Source organism: Yersinia enterocolitica subsp. enterocolitica, assembly GCF_901472495.1.
In the GTDB taxonomy this organism is placed as follows: Bacteria; Pseudomonadota; Gammaproteobacteria; order Enterobacterales; family Enterobacteriaceae; genus Yersinia; species Yersinia enterocolitica.
Genome location: NZ_LR590469.1, coordinates 672,008 through 684,419, shown reverse-complemented (window position 1 = coordinate 684,419; position 12,412 = coordinate 672,008). Strand labels below are relative to the sequence as shown.

Here is a 12,412-nt window from a genome sequence, read left to right as displayed (position 1 = left end):
GAATGATATACCGGTTATGGGCGAGATTCTAACGGGCAATCAAGGCAACTGCCAACACCAGGAAGTTTATTACGCTGGCAGCAAGTACGGCGCTCCATTCCCCCATTACGCGGAATAACAGTACGATAGAGCGGGTTTTCTCGCCCATCAGGCAAGTTTGAGGTGAGAAAAAGATTTTCAATAATGGCGTCATAGCCCTCAATTGGGCCTAACTTATTTGCGAATTCGCGCAGATACCAAAATATCAAATAACCTATGTTATTCCATATCAGCCGAGTATTGGCTCTTGGCTGACGTTCTATTCTCTTCATAACAGGAATAATATGATGATCGAGTAATAAATAGAGCCGTTGCAATAAAGATGACGGTGATTTATCTAACCAGTCGTGTTGGTAATAGATAGCTTCAGGCCGCCCAGTTGGGTGAAATTTAATACGAACTCTCTCCGGGCGGGTATCAATCGTTGCAGGTAATGCCAGTAACATCAAGATCATCGGTGGGATAACCAACCCGAAATACCATTGCCCCCATAATGAATGCAGCGCTTTATGATTTGGGTTAAGCCCAGTCTCGCTGTAATAGTGATTCTCATAGTTTTGCATCAATGCTGGCAGACTATTTTCAGCCGACCACTGCTCAAGCAATACACTATCTTGGGGTATATCTACCGCATCAACATAAAACGATTCTGAGAAGTGCACGAATGTGCAGGCGAACAAACTGGCGATTTCATCAGAAATCGCAGTTGTTGAAGGGTAAATCACTTCAGCTGTATTCGCCACAATCCATACTCCACGGAACTCATATGGATGATATTATTACACTCAGTGATAATGATTATCAATGAAGTTAATTAATAATTCTCAACAGCATTAAATACTAAAAGAATCATCCGTGCAGGCTATGTTAGAAATTGCTCATGCTTTTTATCTTCACAGGTTAATCAACCCGATAATTGACTGACATAACGCCTTTCTTCTCTGAAATTGACAGCACAGTAACCTTACCCAGTTCGTGCAATGAACCGACATGGGTACCGCCACAGGCATAGGCCGATAATTCGCCAAAACCCACTTCGCGAAAATTATCTTGTACTGAAATTTGTCTGGGTAAATCTTGCCGGATAAATTGTTCCAACGCTGCCTGAATAATATCAATATCAAGTACCTGTGGGTTTTGTGTCCGTTTAAATGATACTCGCCCTTCCCCCGGCCAGTGATGTGCTTTCACTGGCTGCCAACCATAACCTTCACCAATATTCCCGATAAGATGCCCCACTGAATGCATACGCGTATTTAACAAGCGGCGCTCATTGTCCACACGGGCATAATAAGTCCTCGGTGCAATCGACTTCGCCAGATAATGAATTAATTGCTCCTGCTGCTGAACAACCCGCAACACTTGATTATCGCCTATATAACCGGTATCAGAAGGTTGCCCCCCACCTTGCGGATGGAAAATAGTCGCCAGCAATATCACGGCAAATTCCTCGCCATCCGGTGCACAGCTCATTACATCAACATCCATTGTCAGCGTATCGTTCTCAAAAAATAGACGGGTCGTCATAATCATTATCCTTTTATCATTTCCATTATGATTATATTGCTGTCAGTCTGATGTGATAATCCGCTACATACTCAAAGGACTATTGCGCTGTGAGCACAAATCTTCCGCTAGCTTTACTAAGTGAAATGGCTATTTTTGTTAAGGTCGTCGAAACTGGCAGTTTTTCAGCTGTCGCGCGCCAATTGGGGGTTTCCCCTTCCGCCATTAGCCGCAGCGTCAGTCGGCTTGAAAAAGCACTGGCAACCCGTTTATTGCAACGAACGACACGTAAATTGCGTTTAAGTGAAAGCGGTGAAGAAGTTTTTAAACGCTGTAACGCCATGCTCAATGCCGCCAACTCGGTGATGGAGATCAGTGGTCAATATAGTCAGGAACCGGAAGGGCTTATTCGCGTCAGTGTGCCCAAAGCAGTGGGGCGATTTGTGGTCCATCCCCATATGCCTGAATTTTTACAGCGCTATAGCAAAATAGATGTGCAGCTGATATTAGATGACCGCTATGTCGATTTTATTGATGAAAATGTGGATTTGGTCATTCGGATTACAGACCAACCCCCTCCGGGGATGGTCGGGCGGCAACTGATGAATATCGAACATCTACTGTGCGCAACCCCTGAATACCTTGCTGCCCAGGGTACACCGCTGCATCCTCATGATTTAGCTCAACACAGCTGTATTTATCTCGGAGAAACACCGGGGGACGCGCGTTGGAAGTTTCGTCAAGGGACTAAGGCTATCACGGTTGCAGTAAAGGGCCGCTACGCCGCGAATCACACCGGTGTCAGGCTAGATGCAGTATTGCAACATATCGGTATTGGCAGTTTGCCCTATTTTACCGCCAGAACAACCTTGCAGCAGGGACAGCTAGTGCAGGTATTACCCGAATGGCGCTTTATCAGCTCATACAGCGGCGGTTTATGGTTGCTCTACCCTCCAACACGCTATTTGCCCGCCAAACTTCGTGTTTTCATTGATTATATTGTCGGTCGATTACGTGATGAACCCGATTTACCGCCCCGCTAAATAATAGATTACCCAGCGGAGCGTTGAATCTTACGAAGCCGTCAGTGTCATTACGGTTTTTTCGCCAGCAAAGTCGCAAAACGCAATTTTATCCGGTTACCTTGTGCATCGGTTTTATGCAATTGCCCAACATCTTCGTTGTATTTAATGATGTCCCAATCTTTATAGTAATGGCGTAATTCACCCGATTTTAATGTGAAAGAAAAAGGCACCGTACAAGGGAAGTCATCAGTCGACATCGCGGAGATAATCAGGTTGTAACCACCAGGTAAGGTGCAATCTTGCATATTATTGATAATATACGGGATTCTTTCTGGTTGTAGGAACATTAATACAACTGTCGAGAGAATAAAATCGTAGCGATTATCCAGGCTGGCTTCATTGATGTTATAGGTATTAGCGGTAATATTTAGCCGTTTTTCCTGTTCAATGATCTGTTGCAGATGACTAATACTGTCGCCATTTTTATCGACTGCAGTCACATCAAAACCTAATAAATTAAGATACAACGAATTACGTCCGGAACCACAGCCTAAGTCCAGTGCTTTTCCGGGTTTCACCGTTTTCACTGCCTCAATCACTTCAGAATGAGTTGGTGTTAAATTGTATTTCTTATGATAAAAATCTTCTGCCATACAATAAAAACTGAGTTGGCACTGTAGATCATCTGAACACGCGGCAATACGGTGCCAAACTTGTGGTTCAATAAAGGGAGGCTGATTCTCACAAGAGAAAGAGTGCCTCTCCAGCGTATTACCCGCTTCATCAAGGATCAAAAAATCCATTTCTCCACTCAGAATCGTCAATTTGGCCCATGTTCCGGCTTTGGTATTGTGCTTTTCACGAAACATAGCGGGTACGCCAGCGCTATTCCAGACAGGTAACTGTTTGTAGCAAAGCAAGGCTGATGTATTTTCCATGCTGATATTCCTCAGATAATTTAAAGATGCATTTAATATACAACATATGGTACAGCATAAATGTTATTAAATGAAGCTGCCCTGGCAAGCAAGCTCACAGCCTATCTAACGCATGGAATCAGTAGAATATCGCGCAAAATAACTTTATGGGACTTTGGACTTAGCCGCTTTTAGGCTCTCAATATGGTCTGCCAATTTTTGAATATCATCATCAGTCAAATGTGCTTTTGCCTTATTACCTCTGCCGACAATCTTGCCATCACGCCGCGCGGTTAGACCCTCAACGATTTCATTGCGAGATAACGATATCAGCGGCGGTGCTTTATCCAGCCCTTTTCGATCGGCCAGCCGCCCATGACAACTTGAACACGTTTGTTTATAGATATGTTCGCCGTCAGTGGCGGCCTGAGCTGTGGCACTAAACACGATTATGCACGCAGTCAGCAGTGAGACTTTCATTATGCCCCCGCCGCCCATTGTTGGAACAATGTGGTCAGCGCTTTCTCATCCCGCGCCCCTTGATGCAACTCCGTTACCTTACCGTTACGGTCAATCATAAAAGAGGTTGGTGTGCCAATGACTTGATAGCGCTCCTGTGTAATGCCCAGTTGATCGCGAATGACGGGGTAACTGATGTTACGCTGCGCCAGCACTGGGGCAATATCCACCTGTTCCGGATCAGTATTGATCGCCACTACCACAATATCCTGCTGATATTGTTGACTTAGTTTATCCAATGCCGCCATTTCAGCCAGGCAGCCACCACAGCTTGCTGACCAGAAATTGAGGTAAACCTGTTTGCCTTTCCACTGTTCGAGTGCAACGGGTTTGCCTTGCAGGTCATAAGCCGCCAATTGGGGGGCAACTTCCCCCACGGCAACTTCTTCTTGCTTACAAGCACTCAGCAATAACAGTAAAGCGCATAACCCGACCGTTTTACGCCACATGATGATTACTCTCTTCATTAAGATATTTACCGTGCTGAAGGCGGATAATCCGGTCAGCAACGCAGCCTAAATCCGGGTTGTGGGTCACCATCACAATGGTTCTACCTTGGCGATGGATATGGTTTAACAAATCCAATACCCGCTGCTCATTCTCTTCGTCAAGATTACCCGTAGGTTCATCAGCAAAAATAATGGGTGGCTGATTGACCAGCGCCCGCGCAATGCATACCCGCTGCTGCTCACCACCCGAAAGTTGGCTAGGTAAGTGACTCATACGTGGCGTCATCCCAACCTGTTCCAAGACTTGTCGAGCCGCGTCTTCATCCACCACACTGTGATAATGCTGCGCCAACATAATGTTCTCCAGCGCAGTCAAATACGGAATAAGGTGGAATTGCTGGAACACCAACCCAATCTTGTCTGCCCGGAATTTCCTGCGCCCTTCTTCATCCAAGCCAGCAGCATCAACCCCGTCGAGCAATACCTGCCCTTCAGTTACGGTATCCAGGCAGGTCAGAATATTCATCAATGTGGTTTTACCTGAACCAGATGCCCCCATAATCGCCACAAACTCGCCACGATTAATGCGGATATTAATATCTTCCAGTGCCGTCACTTGCCCAAAGCGTTTGTATAAATGCCGAGTTTCAATAACCGCATCGGTGTCGTGTTCAGGTTGCACCCGTAATAGTGACGAGGTCATTTGCTACTCTCCTTTCAGGACTTTAGCGGGTTCAATATGAATTGCCCGGCGGGTGGGAACAATTGCCGCCACAGCGGCCACTAACAACGACAACACCAGCGTCAGCGGTAATACCGGTGCACGCAAAGCAATTGCCGCGCTGAATACTGTTTGCCCCAACACTTGTGCCAATATATAACCTAACAACGCACCGCAGACGGCAGCAGCCAGCGAGATAATCAAAGTTTCGGTTAACATCTGGCGGATAATGTCACCACCACTGGCTCCCAGTGCTTTTTGCAGAGCAAACTCTTTTGAGCGCTCGCCCACTATCGCCATTAAGGTGGTGTTAACGCAAAGGGATGACAAAATGAGGATAACCACAGAGACCAACCCCATCAGCCCTTTTATCTTGTCGAGAACCTGCCCTTCGGAAGCTGAAACCTTACGAATCGGCCTAATCTCAAGATCCGGATATTGCTCACGAAGATGGCTGGCAAAGGTTTCAACCTGACCTACGTCATTGCTGACACTCAATAATGCATTACTGATATGCCCCGGCTGATTGAGCCATTTTTGCGCCAACTCCAGATTGACGATCAACATGTTATCTGTGGCGTCGCCAGCCTCAACAATACCTTTAACTTGCAAACGTTGGCGTTCACTACCATTAACCAAAGTGAGCGTGTCACCCACCTTGACATGCAAACGCTCGGCTAGTTTGACGCCAATCATGGCATTGCGATCATCAAAACTAACGCCAATCCAGTTACCGGTCACTTGCCAATAAGGGACGAGCTGTTGTAATGACTCAAACCACACCCCCATCAGCACTACTTTTTCCAGCTCAGTGCGCGCCATCCCATAAATATAGGGGCTTGAAGCATTGATCAGCCCTTTGGGCGCAGCATCAATAATTGGCTGGAAGCGCCCCTGTTCAAATGTACTGCCGTGCCCAGGGCCAATGTAAAAATTCGCCCCAAAAGTGCGTAATTCCTGACTCATTTTGGCATTAATATCGAAATACACCGCTGACATTGCCGTGACAATCGCCGCGCCAACTGTCAATGCCGCAAAGACAACACTGACTCGTTGCAAGCGCAAGCGCAGTGCACGCAGCACTAGTCGCCAGAACATGCCATCCAACCCTTTATGCTGAATTGCCCGATGATTAACGGCCATAGAGCACCTCCACCGGATAAAGACGGGCGATGCGACGGGCGGGGAACCATGTTCCAATCACTGCAATTAAAACAGAAATCACCAGCACACAAGGCACCACCATCCAGGCAAAGCTCAGCGGTGCACCAAACAGCATCAGGCCGATGGTTTTTGCCAACCCCCACCCCGCCAGGCAACCCGCCAGCCCGCCAATCAAGCCGCTGATTGCCGCTTCAAGATAGAACAGCATCAGAATTTGCCACTGCCGAGCGCCCAAGGCTTTCATTAAACCAATCTCTTTCGCCCGCTCCATAATCGTGCTGGTCATCAGCGACGCGATCCCCATTGCTGCTGCAATCAATGCGGCCAATGTCACTACCGCCAACAATAGCTGTATCTTTTCAATCACCACCCCTTCGGATGCAGCGACTTGCCAGATCGGCCGCACCACTGAACCGGATATTGCCTCTTCTAATTGGTGAGCAATGGAAGAAACGTAAGCAGTGCAGTACCACAAGTCATATTCTTCGGCGTTGAGAGCTTCCAGATTTTCGCGCGCTTTACGCGATAGTTCATTCTCCGGCACCGTCAGAGCCGAGACTCGGATTGCCTGAACTTTCCCCGGAAGGCCAAGCAGCGATTGCACCGCGGCCAGTGGCAACACCAGGCGACTTTCCTCTTCACCACCACTGCTGAGCACGCCACTTATCTTCACTTTCAGCGGCCCAGAAGCTCCGTCAAGGTTCAGTTCATCACCGATTTTCCAACCGCTCTGTTGTGCCAGTTGCTTACCTAATAAAGCCTCGACTTCTGTGACATCAGGTTTGACCGGCTCTTGCGGCCAGTTACCATTGACCTGCCAATAAGGGCTAATAATTTGCTGGCCGGTGTGATAATCCTCTTCATCAGGCACATCAACGGGCTGATTAAAATAGGTACCTAATAGCGGGATATCCTGACCGTTAACCTCAGTTTCCCCACTCAGCAATGGGGCAAAACCCACAATATTGTTACGCCAAAAAATATCTTTGATATTGGGTAATTCAGCCTGGTCCAGAAAATCCTGGCCCGTGAGTGGATTACTTTTCTCACCAAACAGGGATGGCAATGCCACCTGACCGGCTGGCTCAATCAAAATATTGGCACCATAAGACTTCAGTTCGCGGGACATTTTATCGCCAATATCTATCGACACGGCCAGTAGTGAAGAAATGAGTCCAGCGGCCAAAAATACCGTAAATACTGCCAGCGATTTACGACGGACATTCCGGAACCAAGACTGCTTGAGCATGCGCCACAACATAATTATGGGTTCTCCTGTGAGTCACTGTCTTCATCACTGAGAGCCGGAGTGACAAATTGCTCTGGATGTTCGCGGAAACGGTTGTAATTAGCCTCAGATGAGAAGAAGTAGGTTTTATCGCCATAACTATATTTATACTCAGCCTTTTGGTTAGTCAGGTGAGTTTTATCAACTGGATCAATGACATCTAAAGTAACAACCGTCGTGAAGTAATTCACGCCCGCCTCAAGAGAAGCTTTGGGAATAACCAACTCTTTATCATCGCTTTTCCAATCTTCCAACGGGATCGGGTTACATCCCCCTGCTTTGCCGATAGACGGAATAAAAATATGCACCGCACAGGCAACACAGATCACCTGATTACCCTCCATCACATAGCCCTGATCACCGCACAATAGACAAGCGTCAAAGACCACACTCAGGCGCAAGCGATCGGGATAGCGGTTGATGATAAAGAAGCGAACAGCTTTACCATCATCAGCCACCCAGACAAAACGGTGCAATTTACCATCCCGCACTTGTTCGACGGGGATATGAACTAAGCCATCGGCGGCTAGCGTGACGGGTAAAGCTTCAGATAACTGAGGGGGTTGCGAGGCGACTTTATCCCAGTAAAGTTGGGCACCAGCCACCACTATCCAAGCAAGTAAGGAGAAAATAAAGATTCTGCGTACGTTACGGTAATCGGCCAAAGCTTGACGGTGCGCAATCGGCTCCGAATGTTCAGCCACTACCTCACTGGCAAGGCGCAGCGGCATTAAATAGCACAAGGTTGTTATCGCCAACAGCAGCGCACAAATATAGCTCAACCAGGCATGCCCATTGGTAACTAAAGCGACATAACTGAGCAGTGATTTGGTTAACGGCAAGACCTGTAGCTTCATCAATAACAAGATTGCATCGCCACTCAGCGGCAAAATCAGCAATAGCGTTAACAGGATCAGCAGTGGCCAGCGGATATACCGCAACTGCCTAACCATCATCAGCAGCAATACCGCACTGAAAACGACCCAAGCAAATGCCACCACAATGGCGGCCAGATTAAGTAGCAAATCAGTATTAATCACATGAGTATTAGTAAACGCGCCCAGATTGGGGTTATTTCCCCAATTAAATGCAGCCCCCAATACCAGCAAAGCCTGCCAGCAATAGCCTAATGCACGGCTCGGAGTAAGCTGACTGAATAAAAATAATATTAATGCGAGGAGTTGAACCCCTGCCAGAGTTAACTGCAATTGCTGCGATTTAGGATAATGGGTACCGGCCCACATCCCCACCACTACCATAAGTATTGTTATCCATACGATGCGATTTAGTGCAGGCGCTGGCCTCACAACCCAACTCAGCCCCAGCAATAACGCAACAGGTAAAAAGGCTTGTAGTACGGAAACAAAAAAGTAACTCATTTGCACACCTTGGAGGGATCACAACACCTGCCAGTTATCACTGCTGACCTTACAGGAAACTGATAACACCCATTATCTGACCATTTATCATAAAGAAAAGCCGCGACAACGATGTTGTCATCGCGGCCAGTGCTATCAATTCAGGCCGGTATATTTGAAGTCATAACTCACATCAAAAGGTTTCCACCAGCGACCAACACCGGTTTCGCTGTCGGTATGGCGATGCAAACCCGCTTTGGATGGCTCGCTGATATGATAGGTAACTTTATAATTGCCTACGCCCATCATTTTGATGTTCGCGCCATAGTGTGGGCCATCACTGGCAACCATAGGCATAAATGTGCCTTCTTGTTTAGCGCCAGTGTCTGTATTCACCAGGGTATACGCGATAGTCAGGTATGGCATCCATTCACCGGCACCAAAACCATTTTTATTACCTTCCGTCGCATGAATATCCGCTTCCAGATGGATATCGGCTTTCGCGGCAGGCAGACCCATGCCACGAGGTTCCATATCAATCGGTTGCAAATAAACCGCAGCAATTTCCATATCATTAATTTTGATAGGTTCGCCCGCAGGATACTCTTTAAAGGCAAAAGCAGCAGGTGCTGCAAAAATGCTGGCAATGATGCTGCTGGCAATAATTGTTTTCTTCATAGTCATGTAACACACCCTCAGGTATCAAATGATAAGTACAGTTTGTTATTCACACCGGCATCATGCCGGGCCATCATACTGAGATATTACTGAGCCGGAATAGTGCGCCCCCGCCGCTGCATTACCCACAAGGCAACCAGCGCAGCAATCAGCAATATTCCTTGAGGAATCAATGTTTCCAGATACGGATAGATCCCCAACCAACTAATTTCAGGTACGCCAGGCAGCAGTGTTGGCTCAAACAATTTGCCTTCAATCAACTCAAGAACACTCTTACCGGCAAACACAAATGCCATCAGGTACATAAAGCCACCGGTAAACATAAAGAAGGGTTTAAGTGGTAACTTGACGACAGTAAAACGCATCACCAGATAAGCCCCCAGCAAGATGACACAACCGACACCAAAGCCGGCCAAAATAGACAAGTGACCGCTCGTTGTACTGGCGTCGCCCATCAGTGCGAGATAGAACAGGACGGTTTCAGCCCCTTCGCGGTACACCGCCAGGAAACTGGTTAACCATAGCCCTATCATTGAGCCACTGCTGAGTGACTTGGAGAATTTGCCCTCCAGATAGGCTTTCCATTGGCGTGCTTCCGTCTTTGATAGCAACCAATAACTCATAGAGAACAGCATCACCACAGCGATCATCATGGTGAAGCCTTCTAATAACTCTCGGCTTTGCCCTGAATTTGCAAATAGCCACTGGAAGACAAAGGCCGTTAACACACTGGCAATTAAGGCTACCACCACGGATTGGCGAATCAGTGGTAACTTGTCCTGATGATTGTTTTTCACCAGATAAGCGACGATAGCCGCGACAATCAGCAAGGCTTCCAACCCTTCGCGGACAATGATCAGCAAACTGTAGATGAACAGACTCCAATCAGTTTCATCCCCACCCCCGAGCATCTCAACCGCGCTGGCCAGATCTTTTTGCAAGGCTGCGGCTTCCGTTTGTAGCTGTTCTACTGGCTGACCAGCTTTCATCAAACTGACTAAGCGAGTGAAATGGCCCTCTAATGTTGATTTAAACGCAGCATCACGCGAGCCAACTTTATTCTCCATACCGCTGGCTTCGAATAAATCAAAATAAGTATCCTGAACGGCCATCATTGCTGGCGTGGTTTGCCCGCTCTGGTACTGGCTGACAGCTTCGCTAATAGCCTGATTTATTTTGCTAGAAACAGCCGCCCAATCGGCATTAGCCTGCCCATCAGAATTGGTATTTGAGTCAGAAGGTTGTCCTGAGACAGGTTGATCAGCAGTAACTTGCTGCTGTTCGCGGGTAGTTGGTAAGCCCGGCAATGTGTCTTCTATAGTTTGAAGTAAGCCCGTGACACGATAGGCAACTTCGGTTAGTTGGTCAGGTTGGCGGGTTAAATCAATAAGAGCAGTAAATTGTTGGTTAATCGTCGCCGCTTGTTGTGCGGAACGATTGCCACGCACTGACATCTCCATTTCAGAGTTTTTAAATCCCAAATAGTGCGCCTGTTGCACACTGTGGCTGGCGGCGGCGAATTTACCTTCTTGATATTCACTAATAGCCTGCGCCAATAAGTCATCGATAATCTTAAAACTTTGCTGCCAGTAAATAGCAATGTCGCTATTCTCATAGGTTGCATGTTGCTGTTCAGCGGTAAGTTTATGGCCATCAGTCAAAATCGGCAGGACGCCAGTCAACTCACCTTTAAGCCAATTAATTTTATTATCAACCTCAGCTTGAGGCTTCCCCTCACCGATCATGCGCCGGATTTCACCAAAGGCGGCTTCCATTTGATAACTTTTCTGCGCCGAAATATTGATGCGAATCGGCCCTTCCAGATTCTCAAATACTTCAAAATAGGCCATTTGCACCGTGGTACGGGCCTCATCATTTTTCTGCTGTTGGTATAACTGGGAGGTTTTATCGAGACGGGATTGGATATCATTGACCCACTGCTGATAATCTGGAGTCGCCCAGGCTAAAGAGCTGGATAGCCACCAACAACAGCAAAGCAAGAAAAGTTTGTGCCAAATTCGCATAATAAGTGACGCACATGAAGTTGATAATGAGATTTATTAACATTAACACTAAACAACGGAAATGTGTCTTGATCCGTATCAAAATATATTTAGTCTTTTGAATTTTCGTTTAAAAATGCGGAATGCCTCGCAAGATTAGAGCGAGTAACAGCAATGAATAAGGCGGTTTGGTGATGAGTCACATTCAAACGGAATATGAACAGGTTCGCGCAATTATCGGTGATAATTATTTAATAACTCTGCTATCTATCGGCCATGAATCGACAACTGTGGTCACGGGTAGCTCTGGCATGGTTTTCGCTGAACAGCGCCTTACTGTTGGCTCTAATAATGTTGCTTTGCGTTATTTCAAACATCATCCCCCCACGCCAGATGAGATGGAAACCGCCATTATGGTGGTGGAAGATGAAGTTATTCGCATCAGCACTGCGGTGAATAAAACCTCACAATTGATTACCACCGATGGTTATATTGCTGAGATTGCAGATCTTGCGGGCTTACCCACGCAAGCGGAAATGGTTATGTCACTGGATTCTGTTGAGCGGATGTTTGACCGACTGGCAGCCGTCATGATGGGTAGACCAGCTGCATCGGAAGGCATTCCCGCAGATAATGAATTTGCTGCACGTTTGCTGATTTTACGCGAATTTATGCATCATTTACAGTTTTCTGCCATTACAGTGCTGAGATAAAAACGACATGATTGAGTGAATGTTTTGGCTAA

The 12,412-nt window shown here is 46.9% G+C and carries 13 protein-coding genes; 2 read left to right on the top strand and 11 right to left on the bottom strand.

What is annotated here, in order from left to right; all coding sequences use genetic code 11:
- Positions 1-14: 14 nt before the first annotated feature.
- Both fhuF and FGL26_RS03145 read right to left on the bottom strand, forming a co-directional pair.
- Positions 15-782 carry a siderophore-iron reductase FhuF gene (gene fhuF, locus FGL26_RS03150; RefSeq protein WP_005168984.1) on the bottom strand — a complete coding sequence of 256 codons (768 nt, stop codon included), beginning with the start codon at positions 780-782 and terminating at the stop codon, positions 15-17.
- A 157-nt stretch (positions 783-939) separates the two neighbouring features.
- A complete protein-coding gene (locus tag FGL26_RS03145; protein WP_005168981.1) occupies positions 940-1,566 on the bottom strand; it encodes an alanyl-tRNA editing protein in 627 nt (208 codons plus the stop codon).
- Between the two features lie 89 nt (positions 1,567-1,655).
- Between FGL26_RS03145 and FGL26_RS03140 the strand changes: the two genes are divergently transcribed.
- Positions 1,656-2,588 (top strand): LysR family transcriptional regulator, encoded by a 933-nt coding sequence (locus FGL26_RS03140; protein WP_005168979.1) that lies wholly within the window; start codon positions 1,656-1,658, stop codon positions 2,586-2,588.
- Positions 2,589-2,638: 50 nt separating this feature from the next.
- Here FGL26_RS03140 and tehB read toward each other — a convergent pair whose 3' ends face one another.
- The 9 genes from tehB to FGL26_RS03095 all read right to left on the bottom strand — a co-directional run bounded on the left by tehB (position 2,639) and on the right by FGL26_RS03095 (position 11,688).
- The gene (tehB, locus tag FGL26_RS03135; RefSeq protein ID WP_005168976.1) at positions 2,639-3,508 is read right to left on the bottom strand and encodes an SAM-dependent methyltransferase TehB; all 870 of its coding nucleotides are present in this window, start codon (positions 3,506-3,508) and stop codon (positions 2,639-2,641) included.
- A gap of 144 nt (positions 3,509-3,652) precedes the next feature.
- Positions 3,653-3,967, bottom strand: coding sequence for a c-type cytochrome (locus FGL26_RS03130; RefSeq protein WP_005168975.1), 315 nt, complete (start codon positions 3,965-3,967; stop codon positions 3,653-3,655).
- Positions 3,967-4,455, bottom strand: a complete 489-nt coding sequence (locus FGL26_RS03125; protein WP_005168973.1) for a TlpA family protein disulfide reductase — start codon at positions 4,453-4,455, stop codon at positions 3,967-3,969. Before FGL26_RS03125 ends, FGL26_RS03130 begins: the two co-directional genes overlap by 1 nt.
- A complete protein-coding gene (locus FGL26_RS03120; protein ID WP_005168971.1) occupies positions 4,445-5,158 on the bottom strand; it encodes an ABC transporter ATP-binding protein in 714 nt (237 codons plus the stop codon). Before FGL26_RS03120 ends, FGL26_RS03125 begins: the two co-directional genes overlap by 11 nt.
- A 3-nt stretch (positions 5,159-5,161) precedes the next feature.
- Complete coding sequence (locus FGL26_RS03115) at positions 5,162-6,274, bottom strand: ABC transporter permease (RefSeq protein WP_172653834.1); 1,113 nt, start codon at positions 6,272-6,274, stop codon at positions 5,162-5,164.
- Positions 6,275-6,308: 34 nt separating this feature from the next.
- Positions 6,309-7,601, bottom strand: coding sequence for an ABC transporter permease (locus FGL26_RS03110; protein ID WP_005168967.1), 1,293 nt, complete (start codon positions 7,599-7,601; stop codon positions 6,309-6,311).
- A gap of 2 nt (positions 7,602-7,603) precedes the next feature.
- On the bottom strand, positions 7,604-9,007 hold the full coding sequence (locus FGL26_RS03105) for a Fe-S-containing protein (RefSeq protein ID WP_005168965.1): 1,404 nt from the start codon (positions 9,005-9,007) through the stop codon (positions 7,604-7,606).
- Positions 9,008-9,142: 135 nt separating this feature from the next.
- Positions 9,143-9,670 (bottom strand): iron transporter, encoded by a 528-nt coding sequence (locus FGL26_RS03100; RefSeq protein ID WP_004390794.1) that lies wholly within the window; start codon positions 9,668-9,670, stop codon positions 9,143-9,145.
- A gap of 80 nt (positions 9,671-9,750) precedes the next feature.
- Positions 9,751-11,688: an FTR1 family protein gene (locus tag FGL26_RS03095; RefSeq protein WP_005168961.1), complete on the bottom strand. Its 1,938-nt coding sequence runs from the start codon at positions 11,686-11,688 to the stop codon at positions 9,751-9,753.
- A gap of 173 nt (positions 11,689-11,861) precedes the next feature.
- Between FGL26_RS03095 and FGL26_RS03090 the strand changes: the two genes are divergently transcribed.
- Positions 11,862-12,380, top strand: a complete 519-nt coding sequence (locus FGL26_RS03090; RefSeq protein WP_032908346.1) for a hypothetical protein — start codon at positions 11,862-11,864, stop codon at positions 12,378-12,380.
- Positions 12,381-12,412: the final 32 nt, after the last annotated feature.